The 20,951-nt window shown below is 43.7% G+C and carries 19 protein-coding genes and 2 tRNA genes; 5 read left to right on the top strand and 16 right to left on the bottom strand.

The window, feature by feature from the left end:
• Positions 1 to 149 precede the first annotated feature (149 nt).
• The 9 genes from LC065_RS05105 to LC065_RS05065 form a co-directional block, all read right to left on the bottom strand.
• Positions 150 to 1,376, bottom strand: coding sequence for a S1C family serine protease (locus tag LC065_RS05105; protein ID WP_226593396.1), 1,227 nt, complete (start codon positions 1,374 to 1,376; stop codon positions 150 to 152).
• Positions 1,377 to 1,453: 77 nt separating this feature from the next.
• Complete coding sequence (locus LC065_RS05100; RefSeq protein ID WP_226593398.1) at positions 1,454 to 2,248, bottom strand: MBL fold metallo-hydrolase; 795 nt, start codon at positions 2,246 to 2,248, stop codon at positions 1,454 to 1,456.
• A 14-nt stretch (positions 2,249 to 2,262) separates the two neighbouring features.
• Positions 2,263 to 3,177, bottom strand: a complete 915-nt coding sequence (yycI, locus tag LC065_RS05095; protein ID WP_226593400.1) for a two-component system regulatory protein YycI — start codon at positions 3,175 to 3,177, stop codon at positions 2,263 to 2,265.
• Positions 3,178 to 3,191: 14 nt separating this feature from the next.
• Positions 3,192 to 4,565: a YycH family regulatory protein gene (locus LC065_RS05090; protein WP_226593402.1), complete on the bottom strand. Its 1,374-nt coding sequence runs from the start codon at positions 4,563 to 4,565 to the stop codon at positions 3,192 to 3,194.
• Positions 4,562 to 6,400 (bottom strand): cell wall metabolism sensor histidine kinase WalK, encoded by a 1,839-nt coding sequence (gene walK / locus LC065_RS05085; RefSeq protein ID WP_226593404.1) that lies wholly within the window; start codon positions 6,398 to 6,400, stop codon positions 4,562 to 4,564. The genes LC065_RS05090 and walK overlap by 4 nt, the downstream gene beginning before the upstream one ends.
• 6 nt (positions 6,401 to 6,406) lie before the next feature.
• Positions 6,407 to 7,111 (bottom strand): response regulator YycF, encoded by a 705-nt coding sequence (gene yycF, locus LC065_RS05080; RefSeq protein ID WP_226593406.1) that lies wholly within the window; start codon positions 7,109 to 7,111, stop codon positions 6,407 to 6,409.
• 271 nt (positions 7,112 to 7,382) lie between these two features.
• Entirely contained in the window at positions 7,383 to 8,666 is a 1,284-nt protein-coding gene (locus LC065_RS05075) for a peptidoglycan DD-metalloendopeptidase family protein (protein ID WP_226593408.1), read from the bottom strand.
• Between the two features lie 437 nt (positions 8,667 to 9,103).
• A tRNA-Phe gene (locus LC065_RS05070) sits at positions 9,104 to 9,176 on the bottom strand.
• 273 nt (positions 9,177 to 9,449) lie between these two features.
• Positions 9,450 to 9,526 (bottom strand) — tRNA-Asp (locus LC065_RS05065).
• Positions 9,527 to 9,648: 122 nt separating this feature from the next.
• On the opposite strand from LC065_RS05065, the gene LC065_RS05060 reads away from it, so the two are divergent.
• Positions 9,649 to 10,131: a hypothetical protein gene (locus tag LC065_RS05060; protein WP_226593410.1), complete on the top strand. Its 483-nt coding sequence runs from the start codon at positions 9,649 to 9,651 to the stop codon at positions 10,129 to 10,131.
• 26 nt (positions 10,132 to 10,157) lie between these two features.
• Here LC065_RS05060 and LC065_RS05055 read toward each other — a convergent pair whose 3' ends face one another.
• Positions 10,158 to 10,700 carry an LOG family protein gene (locus LC065_RS05055; RefSeq protein WP_226593412.1) on the bottom strand — a complete coding sequence of 181 codons (543 nt, stop codon included), beginning with the start codon at positions 10,698 to 10,700 and terminating at the stop codon, positions 10,158 to 10,160.
• A 117-nt stretch (positions 10,701 to 10,817) separates the two neighbouring features.
• Positions 10,818 to 12,107 carry an adenylosuccinate synthase gene (locus LC065_RS05050; protein ID WP_226593414.1) on the bottom strand — a complete coding sequence of 430 codons (1,290 nt, stop codon included), beginning with the start codon at positions 12,105 to 12,107 and terminating at the stop codon, positions 10,818 to 10,820.
• A gap of 391 nt (positions 12,108 to 12,498) precedes the next feature.
• Here LC065_RS05050 and LC065_RS05045 point away from each other — a divergent pair, with 391 nt between their 5' ends.
• Complete coding sequence (locus LC065_RS05045) at positions 12,499 to 13,281, top strand: DeoR/GlpR family DNA-binding transcription regulator (RefSeq protein ID WP_226593415.1); 783 nt, start codon at positions 12,499 to 12,501, stop codon at positions 13,279 to 13,281.
• Positions 13,272 to 14,129 (top strand): Cof-type HAD-IIB family hydrolase, encoded by an 858-nt coding sequence (locus tag LC065_RS05040; protein ID WP_226593417.1) that lies wholly within the window; start codon positions 13,272 to 13,274, stop codon positions 14,127 to 14,129. The genes LC065_RS05045 and LC065_RS05040 overlap by 10 nt, the downstream gene beginning before the upstream one ends.
• A 123-nt stretch (positions 14,130 to 14,252) precedes the next feature.
• Here LC065_RS05040 and dnaB read toward each other — a convergent pair whose 3' ends face one another.
• The 4 genes from dnaB to LC065_RS05020 form a co-directional block, all read right to left on the bottom strand.
• On the bottom strand, positions 14,253 to 15,614 hold the full coding sequence (gene dnaB / locus LC065_RS05035; protein ID WP_089650694.1) for a replicative DNA helicase: 1,362 nt from the start codon (positions 15,612 to 15,614) through the stop codon (positions 14,253 to 14,255).
• Positions 15,615 to 15,796: 182 nt separating this feature from the next.
• On the bottom strand, positions 15,797 to 16,243 hold the full coding sequence (rplI, locus tag LC065_RS05030) for a 50S ribosomal protein L9 (protein WP_146814584.1): 447 nt from the start codon (positions 16,241 to 16,243) through the stop codon (positions 15,797 to 15,799).
• Entirely contained in the window at positions 16,240 to 18,213 is a 1,974-nt protein-coding gene (locus LC065_RS05025; protein WP_226593419.1) for a DHH family phosphoesterase, read from the bottom strand. Before LC065_RS05025 ends, rplI begins: the two co-directional genes overlap by 4 nt.
• Before the next feature lie 33 nt (positions 18,214 to 18,246).
• A complete protein-coding gene (locus LC065_RS05020; RefSeq protein ID WP_226593421.1) occupies positions 18,247 to 19,197 on the bottom strand; it encodes a YybS family protein in 951 nt (316 codons plus the stop codon).
• A 163-nt stretch (positions 19,198 to 19,360) separates the two neighbouring features.
• On the opposite strand from LC065_RS05020, the gene LC065_RS05015 reads away from it, so the two are divergent.
• The gene (locus tag LC065_RS05015; protein ID WP_226593423.1) at positions 19,361 to 20,176 is read left to right on the top strand and encodes a histidinol-phosphatase HisJ family protein; all 816 of its coding nucleotides are present in this window, start codon (positions 19,361 to 19,363) and stop codon (positions 20,174 to 20,176) included.
• Positions 20,085 to 20,687 (top strand): NUDIX hydrolase, encoded by a 603-nt coding sequence (locus LC065_RS05010; RefSeq protein ID WP_226593425.1) that lies wholly within the window; start codon positions 20,085 to 20,087, stop codon positions 20,685 to 20,687. Before LC065_RS05015 ends, LC065_RS05010 begins: the two co-directional genes overlap by 92 nt.
• A gap of 60 nt (positions 20,688 to 20,747) precedes the next feature.
• Here LC065_RS05010 and LC065_RS20375 read toward each other — a convergent pair whose 3' ends face one another.
• Positions 20,748 to 20,852: an AbgT family transporter gene (locus tag LC065_RS20375; protein ID WP_371933444.1), complete on the bottom strand. Its 105-nt coding sequence runs from the start codon at positions 20,850 to 20,852 to the stop codon at positions 20,748 to 20,750.
• Positions 20,853 to 20,951: the final 99 nt, after the last annotated feature.

The raw sequence follows: 20,951 nt of genomic DNA, 5'->3' as shown, positions 1-20,951 counted from the left end.
TGGCGAACATATTTTCTACTACCATATATGACACTTATCCAGAATACTATTCACAGCCTGTGGATAACATCATGGTGTATTTCGTAGAATTATAGCGAATTTTGTCCGTGAAAAAGAGTATCCAATAGAGGATACTCTTTTTGTGTGAATTACTCTTGGGATCCCAGTGTTAGAGTGGTGGTTGCTTGCTCACCGTCACGATAATAGGTAATTTCCATCTCATCACCTGGATCTTTTTCATTGTATAAATACTTACGCAAGTCAATGATGTCCCGAACGGGTTCTCCATCAAGGGCTGTGATGACATCCAATGGCTCAAGACCTGCTTTAGCAGCTGGAGACATTTGACGGATGCTTCGGATATATAACCCGCCGTCTACATCTTGAGGGAGGTTTAACGTATTGTTCCACTCGGACGTCGGTACCTCATTCAGTCCATAGGCTTCAATACCAATGTAAGGACGATTTACCTGCCCGTATTGTTCCAATTCATCAATGATTGGTTTGGCTGAATCAATGGGTATAGCAAAACCGATGCCTTCAACGGCAGACTGAGCAATTTTCATGGAGTTAATGCCAATCAATTGACCATCTATGTTAATAAGGGCACCACCGCTGTTTCCGGGGTTTATGGCTGCATCCGTTTGAATGACTTCTGCCTGCCAGTCTTCCATTCCATCTCCATTGAAGTCCTGAGGAATCGCCCGTTCCTTACCACTGATGATTCCTTGAGTGACCGATCCTGCGAAACTGAGACCAAGCGGGTTGCCGATGGCGATGGCCGGTTCACCAACTTTCAAGTTTTCTGAAGTGCCGAGCTCAGCGACTTGATCGACTTGATCAGCCGGCATTTTCAAAACGGCCAGATCGGTAAATAAATCTCCACCGATCAGCTGGGCTTTGACCCTTGTTTCATCGGCAAGGACGACTTCAATTTCACTGGCCCCTTCAATGACGTGGTTATTCGTCACGACATAAGCTGTGTCATCTTCCTTTTTATAAATAACCCCGGATCCTACTCCTGCCTGTTGGGCGGAGTCACCTTCCTGCTGCCAAAAATCTTGACGTGTCTGCAAGTTGACGACTCCTACAACGGAGGGAGTCACTTTTTCAACGACATCGGTGATTTGGGTATTTACATCAAGCTGGACATTTTTAGTCGTGCCACCCGTCAATCCCTGATCATCTTCAACAAGTCCACTTTCATCTTCGGGGATCGTCATATCATAAGGAAGCAACTCTGTCTGAACCAAAGCAGGCAATGCCAATAAAACAAGAACGGCTCCAAGAATACCTCCGACTATTGTCGGCATCACCCACCGTCTGCGCTGTTGCTTCTGCTGACGGGTAGGGGAATGATCATCATAATAACCCACGCCTCTTTCACCTTACCTTTCTCACGCTCTCAGATTTCTAAGGTACTGTTTCCTTATTCTTTACTATTTAAAACCTTTTAAACCTCAAAGATTGGTGTAGCTTCCTGTGGGTCTGTATCATGCAGTTCAATGTGGCTGCCCACTTCAATTCCACGCTCTTCCAAAACATTTTTGACAGACATATGGGCAAGGTCTTTCATATTATTATCCAGACTCAAATGAGCAAGATAGATTCTTTTCGTCTGGTCCGTAATGATATCAGTGAGGGCGAGGGCACAGTCTTCATTTGAAACGTGACCGGAATCCCCTAAAATACGCCGTTTCACATTCCATGGGTAACGCCCCATTCGCAGCATGCTCACATCATGATTCGATTCAAAAATGTAGGCGTCAGCACCTTCCACTGTCTTTTTAATCCGTTCTGATACATAACCGAGGTCGGTGACGAGGGCAACCTTCTTCCCGTCCTTATGAAACGTATAAAACATAGGATCTGCCGCGTCATGAGAGACGGCAAAGGATTCTACATCCAACCCCCCGAATGTCTTTGTTTCCTCCATGGAAAAATGGAATTTCTGATCGATGGAAAGTTTACCAATTTGTCCTTCCATCGCATTCCAAGTTTTTTCGTTCGCATAGATAGGGAGGTTGTAGCGTCTTGCCATGATACCCAGACCTTTGATGTGATCACTATGCTCATGAGTGACAAGGATTCGTGACAACGATTGCGGATCGATGTTCACTTGATCAAGCAATCCTTCCATTTTCTTACCACTCAAGCCAGCATCCACTAATATTCTCTCTTCTCCCGATTCAATATAGAATGCGTTCCCCGTACTGCCTGAAGCAAGTACACTAAATCTCATGCTCATTCCATACACTCCATTTAATTGGTTTCTCTATTTTCATTGGCTGCCGTTTGCTCTTCTTCCACACTTTTTAAGCCGTATTCACTTTTAACATCTGAGATAAAAGTTTCTTCATTGATGTATTCAATGATTGTCCCGTCCAAAGTGTAGAGAAAATGATTACGATCACCGTTCACCGTCACTTTCCATGTAGATGCGAAAACTTGTGTTTCATTTTCTTCCCCGGCAGGCAGACTGTAACTCGTATGATAGCCAATATCCATCGAGGTGATTTCATCTCCCGGCTCAATAAGACCGTTATTCAACAGGATACGAATCGCACTTAAAGGTTCGATATTGACTTCCGTATCACCGGAAGGACCAGAGTACTCCCCTTCTTCAAAAGCGAGCAAAGTTGCGACATACCCCGTTATTTCACCATCCACAATATTCAACAGCAAGTATCCGTTATTGTTAAAATAAACCGTCTTATTGTCTTTGGCCTGGAAAAAGAGAGCCGCACCCGACTCTTCGTTCCACCCCCAGTAAGAATAACGGGACGCAAAAGGTACGATATCTGTTACTACGCTCTGAATCGTATCTTCTGTCACTTCGATCGGCTCATCAAAAGTGACTTGTAATACCTGATTGTCTTCTTTGAGCTCAATTTCTTTATCACTCTCGTCCATACCTTCAATCTCACTCATCACATCATCAGGAAGCGTATGCGTACTCTCTGATTCAATCGGGGTAGCTTCTGGCAATTCCTCCGGGATCGCACCATCCGCAATAGAAATGTCGTTCGCTTCCAGTTCGGTTTCAATGCTTTCAGCAACAGTGGAGATCTGCCCCACTTCATCCTCCGCTTGCTTGCTTAACAATTGCTGCAGCAGGAAAAGGTCGAGGATTAGGAAACTGACGATAAATAATGTTTTAATTTGACCCCACTGCATGTTTTACCTCCTCGTTACGAAACCTCTGCATTTTGAGACCTTTCTTCTGGATAAACTTTCGTCCAACCGCTGTTTGTCAACATGTACCATTCAGGAATCAAGTTGTACACCAAGTCGCTCCTTTGTTCTTCAAGTGTGTACATAATCTCCAGATCCCTGATTCTGGACGTTTCCAATTCCCCATCTTTTTGGAGATCCAAAAGGACTTCTACGCCGGACAAAAGATTCGTTTTACTTTCATTAATGCTGCTGTACTGGACAAGCGGGCGGTCATATTCCTGGATCTGCCCTTGCTGATAACTTAACTGGATGCTTGCCAACTTGTAAGTCTCTACGTTCTCAAGAACAGGACGGTCATTAAAGTAGAGGCGGTAGCGAACTTCATCACGACCACTCAAGATCGAGTTCAGACGATAGTCATTCGTCCAACCCAAATGACTATTGATATCCTCCATACTCTGGACAAACAATTCATATTCCGTCAAGTTTTTCTGATTTGCTGAGTTAGGAATCGTTAAATCATATTCCATTCTTTTATCATATTGCGTTAACCTTCTCTGGAATGTTTTGGTTATATTCTCCCCACTATTCGTCCGGGACTTGAACACCCGTGTGTTAGAAGGAAAAATATCATTTTGTATCGGTTTTACGTTTACAGCTCCTGTTTGCAGAACATATTCCGACATACTCACAGGGTTTTTAGGGACGTAAATGTGAGAAGCATTCGTTCCATCCTCGGCTTCAATCTGCAGTACATCTGCCACACGTGACATTTCCACCAGTTCATCTTTATTGTCGACTTCCTGTATGGCACGTTCACCAGAAGCTGCACTGATATCTGCCTGAAGGGTAACTTCACTTCCCTCATCATTACTATTTACAAACCATAACTCGTAAGAAGCACTTGAAGCAGCACTTCCTTCTTGGGAATGACGCAATAAGAAGATTCGATTGAAGTTAGCCTGCAGGTTCTCTATTGGAACACCTTCGTTCACTTGAAAGATATCACTGATCACCTGGACCGGCAGATGCGCAGGAAAAATAATTTCCACAATCTCGCTGTGGTTATCGACATTGATCGTTCTTGGACTTGAATCAAGATTGGATAAGTTCCACTGCTGCATCTGCTTTTGGTAAAAAGCTGTTCGATCGATATTATCTTTGAATGTAAAATAAGAATTTTGCTCATGAAACACAATTTCATCCGGAGGAACCAGATTTGGTAAGGACCGTTCTGATCCTATTTCTTCTAATTTCGTGTCTTCAATGAACACATCCTCTTCCAAGGTTTCATTCACGGGCTGATACGTCCAAAGAGCTACCGTCAACACTAAGCTGAAGGCGATGAGAATCACCAAAATGACGGACTTCATGGTTTCTTTTTTCATGACTGTCCCCTCCGCTTCTGACTCATGAGCGGTAAAGTAAAGTGGACAGTCGTGCCCTTACCTTCACGGCTTTCCGCCCAAATTTTCCCATGATGAGCTTCAATCATTTCCCGGGCAATAGCGAGGCCCAGTCCGGTTCCTCCCATTTCTCTCGCACGGGATTTATCGACACGATAAAAGCGATCAAAGATTTTATCAACGGTGTCCGGAGGCATTCCGATCCCTTCATCGGTAATACTCACCCGCAGCTGTTTCTTAGTAGAATGGGCATTAAACCGTATACTTCCACCTTCTGGAGAGTATTTGATGGCATTTGAGATGATGTTATCCAGCACTTGAGTAACCTTATCTTTGTCCATCCATACGTACATCTTCTTATTCGACAAATTGCGAATGAACTCTACCTTTTCATTCTTGTTCATTTCAAAACGGTCAATGATATGGTCAAAGAAGCTGACGAACTCCACACGCTCTTTCATCAGGCTGGTTTCTTTGTGATCCATTTTGGTCAACTGTAAAAGGTCGTTCACTAAACGAATCATACGATCTGTCTCATTTTGAGTCACATCAAGGAATCTTGGTGCGATATCAGGATCTTGCCATGCTCCATCGTTCAATGCTTCTATATAACTCCGCATCGTCGTCAACGGTGTACGTAGTTCGTGCGATACATTCGAAACAAACTCTCTTCTTTCTTTTTCTACACGTTGTTGTTCGGTCACATCACTAATGACCGTAATAAAACCATTCATGTCATGGTTTTCATCTTCAACCACAGAAAAGTTGGCTTTCAGAAGAAGGTGGTTATCGTCACTGCTTAAATCAATGATCATAGAACCCGCTTCTTCCACCTCAGAAATATTTTCAACCTGATCATTCAAATCAAGAACATCCACAAGGGATTGTCCTTGGACTTCCTCGAATGTCTGTCCAATTAATTTCGAGGCAGGGGCATTCATCAGTGTGATGGCGCCGAGACGATCTGTCGCAATAACTCCATCTGACATATTGGAAAGCACAGAACTAAGCTTCCGGCGCTCACCCTCGGTCGTTGCAGTAGCGAGCTTCAGTTTATCGTTCAAATCATTAAAGGTATGGCCTAACTGTCCAATTTCATCATTACCTTTTACATCGACCTTCTGGGAGAAGTCCCCTGTCGCCATGACTTGTGCCTGTCGTTTCATTTCTGTCAGAGGTTTCGTGATGGTCCTAGCCACCAAAATCCCGAGCAAAGCCGTAACCGTTATAGCTAAGACCGTCCCTTTGGCGAAAATACTGATGATTTCCCCGAGTTGTTCATAGATGTCGTTCATATAAACTTCATAATAAAGAGCCCCGACAATTTCATCCCCGGACTCATCTGTAATCGGGTTCGTTCCGCGGAACAGACGGTTGTTGGTTCCCTCTTCCCGGCGGGGTTCAGGTTCTGTAGCCTCTCCAAACAAGAACACCTTCGTAATCGTGGTGTCCGTCACTTTTTTACCTATGGGAGACTGGTCGCTTGTTGTCGTAGCTGCAAGCACTTTTTGGTTATTGTCGACCACCATGAGTTTCCCAATGTCTGTGTTATCGTCGCTAAAATCATTAATAAGACTTTGTAGGTCTGCATTCAAAGGAAGCGAATCTTCTCCCCGCTCTGTATTGAACGCATTTTGCAAACTGTAGGTTAATGAATTCAGCTGCCCTTCAACGGAATTCGTGAAGTTCGTTTCCAACTGCTCTTCCAACCGGTCGACAAAGTAGACACCAATGACCTGAATGCCCAATAACAATAACAAAATGTATACAAGAATCAGCTTCAGCCTAACAGACTGAAAGAAGCCCACTTCTTTCATAAAGACTTAATCCTGCTCTGGGTTTCTCAAATAATACCCAACCCCGCGACGGGTAACAATCCACATTGGGTTACTAGGATTCTCTTCAATTTTTTCACGCAAGCGTCTTACCGTTACGTCGACGGTACGGACGTCCCCATAATAGTCATAGCCCCAAACAGTCTCAAGCAAATGTTCACGAGTCATGACTTGTCCGATATGACGAGCAAGATAATGAAGAAGTTCAAACTCACGGTGAGTCAATTCAATATGATTCCCGTCACGAGTTACCGTATAAGCATCCGGGTGGATGGCCAGACGGCCGATTTCAATATCCTTCGTCTGCTGCGCACTGTCTTCAGGCTCCTGCTGTTGACGACGCAGATTCGCCTTTACCCGGGCAATCAATTCACGATTGCTAAAGGGCTTGGTCACATAGTCATCGGCCCCCATTTCCAGTCCGAGTACTTTATCAATCTCTGCATCTTTGGCCGTTAACATTATGATCGGCATATTATGACGTTTCCTCACTTCACGGCAGACTTCATTACCGTCTTTGTTTGGCAGCATAATATCAAGAAGAATTAATTCCGGCTCTTCTTCATCTGCTTTCGCAATCGCCTCATCTCCGTCATATGCACATACGACTTCATAACCTTCTTTTTCTAGGTTGAATTTCAATATATCCGCAATGGGTTTTTCGTCATCGACCACTAAAATTTTCTGTGCCATATTACGTCACATCCTTTTCCTCGTCATCTTTTCTTTCTCTTATTTTAACTTATTTAATGGTAAATGTCTTATTTCACCATAAAGCTCTCTTGAAATCAGCCGTTTCACCTATATTTTTATCATGCCTATTTCTTAATCCTCTTACTATATCTTACTCCAACTCACTGTCAGCAGTTTTGATACTTTGCTTAGGGGGAATGAGAAAACCATTCGCATTCCATAGCGATTTGATAAAGAAAAAACCGCTATGATTGAATCATAGCGGTTAGGGTCAGGGGGAGACGTAGGAAAGAGGATTTTCAAGTGCCCCTCCTTTATGGACTTCAAAATGAAGGTGTACACCTGTGGAATGCCCTGTCGTTCCCATGACTCCGATCTTTTCCCCTTTTTTGACAGTCTGTCCTTTTGTGACATCAATCGAGGAGAGATGAGCGTAAATGGTCTCGTATCCATTCCCATGATCGATAACAACTTTATTTCCGAAGCTATTCCGATATCCAGCCTCTACCACTTTACCATTGTCAGCGGACTTAATCGTTTTATCAGAGACACCAGCAATATCAATGCCTTTATGATAACGGCCCCAGCGTTTTCCCTGCTTACTTGTAATTTCACCACCGACGGCCGGCCATGTGAAATCACCGGTACCTTTAGAAGGGACTTTCTTTGTTCCCTGAAGAACAATCTTCTTGACCGGTTCTTTGACGACTTCTTTTTCAACTGTCTCTTCTTTTGTTTCTTCACCATTTCGGTACGTTCGTTCAATCAACAGCTCTCTTTTTCCATCTTCCCCATCTTGCTTCACTTTGGATTCACCTTTAAAAAGTTCATCCGTCTTTTTTATTTGGACTTTATGGGGAATTTCTTCTTCCTTACGTTCTTTCTCCGTGAGTACAACATCCACAAGTGGCTTCTTTGATTTAGCCATCATCCCTATGAAAGATGAAGTTTCAGATTGATCGCTTGGATAATGACGACCTTCTTCCACCTTGGACACTGCTTCTTCGACCGTATGAACCTGCGAAAGCGCGACCTGATCCTCTTCCATTTTGACGGGAGCTGATAAGCCGACATCCATAACCTTCGTTTCGCCGACGTCCGGCAGCTCAGGCGTTCCTTTTTCTATAACCTCAAGTTCATCTTCTCCGACATATTCCTGTTTAATGGATTCTATGACTTGTTCGGCTTTCTCTTCATTCGGAAGATGGGCAACAGGCTCCCCGTTGATGTAAAGGCGTACCACCTCGGCAGCAAAGGTTAAATCATTCTGAATCGAATCCATGACCTCTGAGGATTCGTCTTTCGCAGATAATACTTTCTGCTCCTTGAACGAGACTTCTTCCATATAAGAGAGATCCAATCCTTCGTGATCTTTTTCTGCCTCTTCCATACGCTCGCGTAGTTCTGCTTTGACCTCAGCTTGATTTTCTACCATACCTACATGTTGTTCATCTATATATACGTGATAAACCGTCGGCAGTGAACTTTCGGCGTAGGCCGTCCCTACACCAATACTTACGACGGAAATCGCTGTGACAGCTAGTTTTTTCCACATGATATTGATCCTCCTGATGCACCTGTCTAAACTATTCCTAGATTAATTTATCACACGGAAGTTTTATAAGAAATAGATATTTAAATATGTAAAAAAGATATAACATTCTTACCAAAATTACGAAACGATAGCCATATTTTCATATTAAACTGTTCACTATAATAAACTAAAACTCTCTATTCTTAAGACGCAGTTTCGAGACGTTTGTGTGATTTTAGGGGCTCCGGGAAATGGTTCGCTTTCCATGGGGCGAGCGGTGAGCCGCCATCCCAACAGGAAAGCGAGTTGCTTCCCAACCACCCCTGATGCTCAACTCAGAAACGAACCCCAAAACATATCGAAACTGAGTATTAAACAATCATGCCAGACTGTTTAAGAGTTTATAAGAATTTTGCATACAAAAAAGCTTACGGAAATTTCCGTAAGCTTTTAAGGAGTGGCTCGGGACGGAATCGAACCGCCGACACACGGATTTTCAGTCCGTTGCTCTACCGACTGAGCTACCGAGCCATAATAAGTATTATTTTTAAATCTTGCTTTCGCTCCACATCTTGTTTCGAAGGTTATTCGAAGATGTTTGTGCTCGTCACGTTGCATGTGATTTCGGTGAAGCATACGCTCCTCGCAAAGCCTACAATGGAGGAAATTCGCTGGAGTTTACGGCTTCTCTAACGACTGAGCTACCGAGCCATGGGTATTTTATTCAAGATCATTCGACGTTATAACCTAATGAGCACATCACATTACGTGTGTATTCGACTACCTCAAATGATATAATGAAAGTGGCGGTCCGGACGGGACTCGAACCCGCGACCTCCTGCGTGACAGGCAGGCATTCTAACCAACTGAACTACCGGACCAAACGGCTTGTTCACCGCAACGATAACTATCGTACCATACAGAATAAACGTAAGCAATAGTAATTTTACTAGAAATATAGATTTTTCCCCATTCTGTTCAATCAAAAGAAAGGAGGGTCCGTTTGAAAAAGGTTATTCGCTACGTTGTTTTTGTCCTTATCCTTTTATTTGTATCTATTATTGGATTCTTGAAATTGAATCCGCCGCTCACCCATGGATCGATCGGTACGACAGAAGATAAGCAAACCGTCATTGTCGCTCTCGGCAACAAAAGTTTGCTTGGAAGCATCCAAATCACTGATGTATCGATTAATAACAACCAACAGCCTACTAACATCAAGATGCAGATTAGTGATTCTGAAAAAGGGTTCATGATCACCGATACATACGCTCTTGTGGAAGATGCGTATGCCATCAATGAATTTGAAACCATTCCTCTCGCCCCGGACACTTCGCCACTCGCCTCTAAAGCAATGGCTGCGTCGCCTGATACCTCACCAACGACAATCTACGGTTTAAGCATCACCGAAGAGTCATCGATTGAAAGTATTAAATTGACGTATCGGTTTTTTGGACTTATATTCTTTAAAACGATCCAAGTATAAAAGACGCGCCTGAATAGGCCCGTCTTTTATTTTTTCTGCTCCATGTCATTCAATAAAGATGAAGGATCTTTGGCATCGATAAAAAGCTCACGGTTATCCTCAGGTACAAACCCTGCTTTTATAGCGTGTTCAATGAGCTGAACAAGCGGAGTGTAGTATTCCGCAATGTTGTATAGCGCGAGCGGTTTTGTATGAAGGCCAATTTGAGCCCAGCTAACCGTTTCAAAAAGCTCTTCAAACGTACCAAAACCTCCAGGAAGGGCAATGAATCCGTCGGCCAATTCGCTCATCTTTGCTTTTCTTTCATGCATGGTTCCAACCTCGATCATTTCTGTAATGTTCGGATGGACGATTTCTTTTTCAAAGAGGTGGCTCGGCATAATCCCGGTCACTTTTCCACCGCTGTCCAGCACTTGATCGGCTAACACACCCATTAACCCACTTTTAGCACCACCATAGACCAGCTCAATGTCCTTTGCAGCCAGCTTTTTTCCTAAAGCTTTCGTTTTCTCAATGAAAATCGGGTCATTCCCCGCACTGGACCCGGCGAATACACAAATGCGTTCCACGTGAAACACTCCTCCTCATTTTCTTCTATGTAGAGTTTACCCTAAGTTATAAATTTTTGATGCTTACCTCCGGACTTTTGTAAAAAAAAGCCCGGCTGAGTAAGCCAGGCTTTCATTTTATTCACTATATACGCTGCGGACAACGTTCGTTTGTGCACGATCAGGACCAACAGAGAAAATAGACAAAGGAATTCCAGTCAACTGAGAAACACGCTCAATGTAGTGACGTGCGTTCTCAGGGAGATCACTCAGCGTCTTCGCCCCTGTGATGTCTTCCGTCCAGCCTGGCATTTCCTCATAAACAGGCTCACATTCGGCAAGAACTTTCAAACTTGCCGGGAACTCTTCCATGATTTCCCCTTTGTACTTGTAAGCTGTACAAATTTTCAATGTCTCAATACCTGTCAGTACATCAATGGAATTCAAGGAAAGGTCAGTAATTCCACTTACACGACGGGCATGACGAACAACGACACTATCAAACCAACCGACGCGGCGTGGGCGCCCTGTCGTTGTACCATATTCGCGTCCCACTTCGCGGATTTGATCTCCGACTTCGTTTTCAAGCTCAGTCGGGAAAGGTCCATCTCCGACACGTGTCGTATAAGCTTTCGAAACACCAACGACGTGTTTAATTTTTGATGGTCCCACACCAGAGCCAATCGTTACTCCACCCGCAATTGGATTGGAAGAGGTGACGAAAGGGTACGTCCCTTGGTCGATGTCGAGCATAACTCCCTGGGCACCTTCAAAAAGAACACGACGCCCTTCATCCAGTCCATCGTTCAAAACGACAGATGTATCGCATACGTAGGCTGCTATTTGTTGACCATATTCAAAGTACTCATCAAGAATATCTTCCACCGCAAATGGTGCTGTTTCATATACTTTTTCAAAAAGACGGTTTTTCTCAGCAAGGTTCTGCTCGAGCTTTTCATGGAAGCTTTCCTTATCAAGTAAATCAGCGATACGGATTCCGGTACGAGCCGCTTTGTCCATGTAGGCAGGACCAATTCCTTTTTTGGTCGTTCCGATCTTATTCGCACCCTTGTCTTCCTCTTGTAGTTCATCTAATTTCAAGTGATAGGGAAGAATGACATGAGCACGGTTACTGATCCGCAGATTATCTGTAGATACCCCTTTGTCATGTAAGTATTTCAATTCTTCGAGCAGTGCTTTTGGATCAATCACCATTCCGTTTCCAAGAACGCATGTTTTATCTTCAAAAAAGATCCCTGAAGGAATCAAGTGAAGTTTATATGTGACTCCATCAAATTTTATTGTATGACCCGCATTATTTCCGCCCTGATAACGAGCGACAACTTCGGCATTTTGTGATAGAAAATCAGTAATCTTGCCTTTTCCTTCGTCCCCCCACTGGGTTCCGACTACAACTACAGAAGACATAAGGCACCTCCGCCAAAAATTTGTTAAATATTTTATCCACCGTCAGTTTACCAATTCACACCTTGTAAGTCAACGCTAAAACCGAACATTAAATTATAATTACATTATTATTGTTCGATTATAACTCGTACCCTTTAAAAACTCTGTTCCGTTCCTTTGGGAGCATTTATATAGACCGGGAACCGGCCCTTACGACCTCCAGACCTTTCATTAAACTCTGTCTGAAAGAAGCCCCCCTTTCCTTGCATTATTTTGAATATCTTATTTTTATCATAAAAGCTGTAGATTAACTAATATTTACAATAAAACTTAAAATAACTTATTTTTGATTGATTTCAATTAAATAATTACTTATAATCACTTATAAGAGCAACAATGAGAGGTGGATTCGATGTATCAGGAAGAACGTCTGATTGGAATCTTGCAGTTTTTAAAAGAAAACCGAAGGATCTCCATTGATCAAATGTGTGAGATGTTTGATATATCAAGAGATACAGCAAGACGGGACTTAGTAAAGTTAGAGGAAAGAAAAGCGATTGTACGTACTCGCGGGGGAGCCATCCTGCCGCGGACACAAACGACCATTCAAAATTATTCTCACCGATTAAAAACGGTTTCTTTTGAAAAACAGCAGATCGGTAGCAAAGCGGCGTCGTTTATACGCCCAGGGGATAAAATCATTCTGGATACATCCACGACGGTTCAGGCGTGTGCGAATCAAATCCGGCCTATGGACATCACGGTCATTACGAACTCCATTCACCAGGCGGAAATTTTATCAAATGTTGAAAGCGTGTCCATCCAACTGCTTGGCGGTTTTCTCCAAAAGGAGCATCAGTTCCTTTACGGAGCTTCCGTCATCGAACGGTTAAGAAGCTATCATGTGGATCAGGCCTTTATCGGAGTAGTAGGAATTTCTGATTCAGGACTCTCCATTGCCCACGAAGAAGATGGGATGGTCAAACGGAACATGATCAAACAGGCAGAACAAGTCATCGTGCTTGCAGACCATACGAAATTTGGTGTGACAGAGTTTTTTACTTTTGCAGAACTTGAAGATGTGGATGTCATCATAACAGACCAACTTCCTGATGAAGAATTTCAACAGAGATTACAAGAGTATCATGTGGATCTTATTGTTACGGAAGAGGAGGGCACTAATCTATGGACATGATCGCCATTGATTTAGACGGGACACTGTTAAATTCGGGGAATGAAATCAGCGAAAACAATATTCAGGCGATTCGTCGTGCACAGTCGGAGGGCGTCGAGGTGGTTATTGCAACGGGAAGGGCAGCATTCGATGTCCGGAACCTGTTCTCCGACCTCGACCTTAAAACATGGGTGATCGCAGCCAATGGGGCTACCATACATCGTCCGGACGGTACGCTTTTTTCATCCATACCTATGGAGAAAGAAGATGTCATTGAAGTTTTAGCATGGCTTGAAGAAAAAGGCTTCTACTATGAAGCCATTGATGATGAAGCTATTTTAACCCCGCAAAATGGCAGGGAGCTTATGAACATTGAGCTTGACCGGATTCGCAGTGCCAATCCGAATACGAATTTGACCAGGCTTGAAAAGGCAGCCGAAAAACAGTTCAGTCAGTCCGGTTTTTCTCATGTAGACTCCTATGAGGAAATCGTTGATAGGAAAAGGAACGTGTACAACATCCTCACCTTCTCCTTTGAAGAGGAAAAACTTCAAAAAGGATGGGAGAGGTTCAAAGACTACCCTGACTTAACCCTTGTAAGCTCTGCCAACCATAACTTTGAAGTGGAACATAGGCTTGCTTCTAAAGGGAATGCCGTTAAGCAATTGGCTCAACAACTGAATCTTTCTATAGAAAGAACAGCAGTAATTGGAGACAGTTTGAATGATTTATCTATGATCAATATGGCAGGAAACAGCGCCGCCATGGGAAATGCCAAAACTGAGGTGAAAGAGGCCTGCCAATTCCTTACGAAAACGAATGACGAAGATGGCGTTGCCCATGCAATCGACCACTTCCTTGCTTATTAGGATCATCCAATTCCCAGCGTGACTTTTCGGGAGGCGTGATGGGGATGATGATATAGATGGCTTCTTTAAAGCTTCTCTTAAAAAAAGACGCCCGAGACTTGATGTCTCGGGCGTCTTCCTTTTCTAAGCTGGTGGTACATCGGCATCGGAATACCGGTGGTCCAAGTCGACGAATTTGTTGTATTCTTTCACAAAGGCTAAAGAGACTGTCCCCACCGGACCGTTACGTTGCTTAGCTAGGATGATTTCAATAATGTTCTGGTTTTCAGATTCCTGATCGTAGTAATCGTCACGGTATAGGAACCCTACGATATCGGCATCCTGCTCAATTGAACCGGATTCACGCAAGTCAGACATCATCGGTCGCTTATCCTGTCTTGATTCAACTCCACGGGAAAGCTGCGACAAAGCAATCAACGGAACATTAAGTTCACGAGCCAAACCTTTTAAGGAACGGGAAATTTCTGATACTTCCTGCTGACGGTTTTCCTTAGAGTTGGCGCTACCTTGAATTAACTGCAAATAGTCAATCAAAATCATACCAAGTCCGTGTTCCTGTTTAAGACGACGGCATTTGGAACGGATCTCACTGACCCGGATTCCTGGCGTATCATCAATATAAATCCCGGCATTCGATAGACTCCCCATCGCCATCGTCAGTTTGTTCCAATCCTCTGTTTCCATCTGTCCTGTACGAAGACGCTGAGCATCGATGTTTCCTTCCGCACAAATCATACGGGAGACAAGTTGGTCGGCACCCATCTCCAAACTAAATATAGCAACATTCTCATCCGTGTGGACCGCTACGTTTTGGGCAATATTCAAAGCAAATGCGGTCTTACCCATGGACGGCCGGGCAGCGATGATAATCAAATCATTCCGTTGGAAACCAGAGGTGATATGATCAAGATCGCGGTACCCCGTCGGAATACCAGTCGTACTTCCATCATTGTGGTGCAGCTGTTCAATGTTGTCATAAACGTCAATCAGTACGTCTTTGATGCTTTTGAAAGCACTGGAATTTTTCCTTTGGGAAACCTCGAGAATGTCTTTTTCTGCAGCGTTCAATACATCCTCTAAATCCTCTTCTTCTGAATAGCCCGTGGTTACGATATTCGTAGCCGTACGGATTAAACTTCTAAGAGTCGATTTTTCACTCACAATACTTGTATAGTACTGGATATTTGCAGCAGTCGGGACAGAGTTTGCAATATCCGTCAAATAAGATACTCCTCCCACTTCCTCAAGCACCTGATTGTTGGAAAGAGCTGCCGTTACCGTTACGAGATCGATAGGCTCTCCTTTATCTGAGAGCGAAAGCATGACTTCGAATATTCGCTGGTGGCTCGCCCGGTAAAAATCTTCAGGAAGAAGATATTCAGCAGCTGTCGACATCGCTTCAGGTTCTAAAAAGACCGCACCGAGTACCGCTTGTTCTGCTTCTATATTATGGGGCGGGGTCCGATCGTTCCACATTTCACTCACTGTTGTTCCTCCTCTGAATCTAAAGCACGGATGGCCCGTCCGTCACAAACAACCACACGTTGTACGGTTATTTTATACATCCTTCCTTTTCGTTATGAAAAAGAAGGTTATGAGCCAGAAATACAAAACAGAAGCGCCCAATAGCTCCAGTAGAATGGATTGGGCGCTTGATCGTTCAAGACTTACTTTTCCTCGACATGGACTTTGATCGTACCTGTTACTTCTGGGTGAAGTTTCACAGGAACATTTGTGTAGCCCAACGTCCGGATCGGATCATCAAGCTCGATTTTACGTTTATCGATTTTAATATCGTGGGATTTCTTCAGCTGCTCGGCAATTTGCTTACTCGTAATGGAGCCGAACAGGCGCCCGTTATCTCCGGATTTCGCCACAAGCTTCACTTCCAAGTTGGCCAGTTGGTCTTTCAGTCGCTTCGCTTCTTCGACTTCTTCCTGTGCTTGCTGCTCAACTTTGGCATCTTTGGCTTTTTGGGCCTGAACGTTCCCCTTCGTCGCTTCTACCGCCAAATTGTTTTTAAGGAGGTAGTTGCGTGCGTATCCATCGTTCACTTCTTTGATTTCGCCTTTTTTGCCTTTCCCTTTAACATCCGCTTTAAAAATTACTTTCATTCTGTGTCTCCCCCTTCAAAATACTCATCAATAATATCTTGCAACAATGCTTTTGCATCTTCAATCGTTGTATCTTCAAGCTGTGTGGCTGCGTTCGTCAAGTGCCCGCCGCCGTTCATCTTCTCCATGATAACCTGGACGTTGATATCTCCGAGAGAACGGGCACTGATGCCAATCCTTCCATCACTCCGTTCAGAAATAACGAACGAAGAAACGATTCCGCTCATCGTCAGTAAGGTATCCGCAGCCTGCGCAATAATGACTGGTCCGTAAGTTTCTCCGCGGTCCCCGGTGGAAATGGCAATACCATCACGGTAAACAGAAGCCCGTTCAATCAGTTTACTTCTCCGTACATAGACATCTAAATCTTCTTTCATGAACTTCTGAACTTGTACGGTATCTGCTCCCTTGGACCTCAAGTAGGAAGCAGCATCGAATGTCCGTGATCCTGTGCGGAGCGTGAAACTTTTTGTATCAACGATAATCCCTGCAAGGAGGGCCGTGGACTCGAGCATCGAAAGTTTCAGTTTTTTCGGCTGATATTCAAGGAGCTCAGTGACGAGCTCTGCGGTCGATGATGCGTATGGTTCCATATAAACCAGGGTCGGATCAGCGATGAATTCTTCTGCACGTCTGTGGTGATCGATTACGACGACATGCTCCGTTTTGGAAAGGAGCTTCTCCTCGATGACCATGGAAGGCTTGTGCGTATCTACAACGACCAGCAACGTCTCATTCGTCACCATCTCTAAAGCATCTTCTGGTGGGATGAAATAATGCCAAAGGTCTTCGTCTTTCTCAATTTCCTCGACCATGCGCTGAACGCCGGTGTCAATATCATCCGGATCGAGCACAATAGCGGCTTTCTTGTCGTTCGCCTGGGCAATTTTCAAAATACCGATTGACGCACCGACAGAGTCCATATCCGGGGATTTGTGTCCCATGATCAATACCTTTTCACTTGCCTGTACAAGCTCTTTCATAGCGTGGGAGATCACCCGCGCGCGTACCCGTGTCCGTTTTTCCATCGGATTCGTCTTTCCACCATAGAAGCGGACTTTTCCTGAATCATCTTTGATGGCAACCTGATCACCACCGCGGCCAAGGGCGAGATCGAGACTGGACTGAGCCAATTCTCCAAGTTCAGGGAGACTAACCGGACCAACACCAATTCCGAAACTTAACGTCAATGGAACGTTCTGGTCTGTAATCAATTCACGTACATCATCAAGAATTTCAAACTTCGCTTTTTCCAAGGTGTACAGGATTTTCTGATTCATGACCGCCATGAAACGCTCTTGAGACGTTCGCTTCAAATAAATGCCATAATCCCCCGCCCACTTGTTCAATATGGAGGTCACTTGTGAGTTGATATGGCTTTTGGCCGTATCATCCATGCCCTGGGTAATTTCTTCATAGTTATCAAGAAAAATAATAGAAAGAACTGTCTGTTCATTTTCATAACGGTTGTGGATTTCCGTCTGCTGCGTCCGGTCGAACAAGTAAAGCAGACGTTCGTCCCTTTTAATGATTGTCTGGAATTTATAACCGGCAATCGTGATCCAAACTTCATCTTCCTCATCTTTCACACATGGAATCAGATGATCGGAAAGTCGTTTTAATGATTCTCCAACAATCGTATCCTCTTCAGTGAACTTATTCATATAAGGATTCGCCCACTCGATCATATAGTTTTCACTATAAAGAACTATCCCGATAGGCATTTCCAACAAGGCTTCTTCGCCGACTTTTTTCACCCTGTAGGATAAGGTCGATATATATTCTTCTGTCTCATTGATCATGTTCTGTTCAGTACGGACACTGTAAAAGATGGACGCAGCTAAAAACAGCGTCATCATTAGTCCCAGCATCCATTGATAGTACCAGATGAAGCCAAGCAGAATGAGAGAGATCAAATAAATGATCCACAAGTGTCCGCTCATCGTTGGTTTTTTAAAAAAATTCGGCATTGCATTCAGCTCCTACCATCTTCTTGAGAGCGATCATTCTTTCTTTTCTTCCACACGTTCCCTCATTGGAAATCCTATATCAATTATACCGATTATTCGCACAAGATACATGACGATTTGTGGAAGAAGTATGGAAAATACAACCACAAGAATCGGTATGGCTTTTGACCACTTTTTCTTCCAAGCATAGAAAAAGACGAAAGAGAATCCCTGCAGTACGATCAGTGTCCCCGTCAAAATGAATACATTAACGGCAGCTAAGTAAATCAGATCATTTCCGTCCATCGTGACATAATTTAAGATCATTGCCACAAAGTAATACCATAGGACGGATGTCGGCAGCTTGAAGTTCTTAAAATCAGGAAATCTCATAGACTGATTTTCGATACGATTGATTAGTTTGTAAGTCGCCCATTGGCTTATAAAGGCCATGAAAACCCCTGCCATCGCCAATACACTTGGAACGATATCGGGAATGAAATCGATCAATTCACGAAAATCATCTATATCCTGCTGAACCTCTTCTCCCTGCATCATCCCGGAGAATAAACTTTCTAAAGTACTAAATGCTTGATTCATGCTGTTTCTCAATTCTTCCATCCAATTGACCCCGAGGAACAGTTGTGTCAGGAGGAATATGGCTAAAAGTCCAATACTAAAACCAACGGATCCAATGGCAAGCGTTTCATAAGAAGAACGTTTTGCATACATCGCTCCTCCGAGAGCAAGGCCTCCGAATCCTGCCAGTAAAGTTATAGGAAGAGAGAAAACCGTGGCAAACAGCAAAGTGAAGATCAAAGATCCGATAAACATCAGTACGCCTGGCTTCCAACCGTACCGGTAACTATAGAAAACGAAAGGGACAGGTAAAATGAGTAATAAAATCGACCCAACTGGTCCTGGCATAAAAATTATTACCAATAACAATAGCAGATATAGGCCGGTCATTAAAGCCCCTTCCGTCAACCTCTTTGTGTCATTCATGATTGATAAAGCACCTCTATTTCTATCGCGCTTGTCTTAACCTCCCTATTTTAACATATCACCCCCTCATACTTCTCGTATCAATTGCTTCCATCCGCTTCTTCTTGGTGATTTTTTCTAATGTTTGTTATGATGAATAAAATTCGATAGAGGAGGGCCGCACATGCGCACCGATTACCACGTCCATATGGCGGAAACAGGAAACCTTGATGTCGACTATCTACGAACCTACATAACTAAAGCCAAAGAAGAAGGAATTGAAGAATTAGGCATATCTGAACATGCTTATTTCTTTCAGGAAACACGTGACATCCTCTCTAACCCTTGGGTAGAAAACCGTCGTACGCTTGATTTTGAAACCTACCAGAAGATGTTTGATGAAGCAGCTAGAGCAGAACTTCCAATCAAGATGGGCATTGAAATGGATTACATGCCAGGAAAAGAAAAAGAGATGGAAACCTTTATTTCTTCCCATCCTTTCGATTACGTGATCGGCTCAGTACACTGGATTGATGATTGGGGCATCGATCTTGCCATTTACCGGGATGAATATGAAAAACGGGATTTAAAAGACGTTTATCAGCAATACTTTGACCGTGTCGTCACCCTAGCAGAGTCAGGTCTTTTTGATTTTGTAGGCCATATCGATGTGATCAAAGTATTCGGCTACCGGCCAGATGACGAAGAATTTTTGAAAGAACAATACAAACGGGCAGCGAAAGCCCTTGCAAAAACCGACACTTGCATTGAAATTAGTACGGCAGGCTTGCGAAAGCCCGTCGGAGAACTCTATCCAGATCCGACGCTTCTACAAATGTGTAAAGATGAAGGTGTTGGAATCGTTCTCTGTTCAGATGCCCACAAACCGGATCATATCGGGTACCGCTATGAAGAAGCGATCGATCTTGCAAAATCTGTCGGTTATACAGAAGTCCATACTTTCTCCAACCGCAAACGCCAGGTGCACCCCATTGGCTGACCTCCTTTTCAAAAAACGGTTCGGAACCGAAAATAATGATGGTTACAAAAAAAACAAACGGCTCGCAGTCAGAGGGATTATTTTTAGGGAAGGAAAAATCCTGATGGTGAAGTCCAACCTGGGGGATTATAAACTGCCTGGGGGCGGCGTCGATGAGGGCGAGAAAGACGAGGAAGCTCTCATCAGAGAAATCCAAGAAGAAACAGGCTTCAAAAACTGCCAGGTCAAACAATATGCCGGCGTGGTTGTAGAAAGCCACCTCGACGCGTATGTCAGAGAGGCGGTTTTCGAAATGACCTCCCGATATTATTTTTGTAAGTGGTCGGGAGAAAAAGGCGAACAAAAGCTGGACTCATATGAAGAAGACCAGGAATTCACACCTGTCTGGGTAAGCGTTGAGGAAGCCATTTCCAATAATGAAAAAACACTGGATTTCACAAAGAAAAATTCATGGATCCAAAGAGAAAATTACGTCTTGAAGCAATTACTGAATTCCATGCAGACTTCCTGAATCTTATAAGGAAGGTTATATGTAAAAAGCTCAACGTCAGTGGGACGTTGAGCTTTTTTATTAGTATAGAATCGGTTCGCCAGGTCCTAAAGGGATTCCTAAAAGCACCCAAACGGGCAACAGCAGCAACCAGCCAAGCAAGAAGGCAGCGGAATAAGGAATCATCATTAGAAATGAGTGTGCCAATTCCAAGCTTCGTATCGTAGCCCTGAGCGAACGCGTAAACTCCAGCGAGTAACCGAGGTTTGTCTTTTATATTATGAA

This window comes from Halobacillus litoralis (assembly GCF_020524085.2).
GTDB classification, from domain to species: domain Bacteria; phylum Bacillota; class Bacilli; order Bacillales; family Halobacillaceae; genus Halobacillus; species Halobacillus litoralis_E.
The sequence above is the reverse complement of the archived record's forward strand: the minus strand, read 5'-3'. Positions and strand labels throughout refer to the sequence as shown.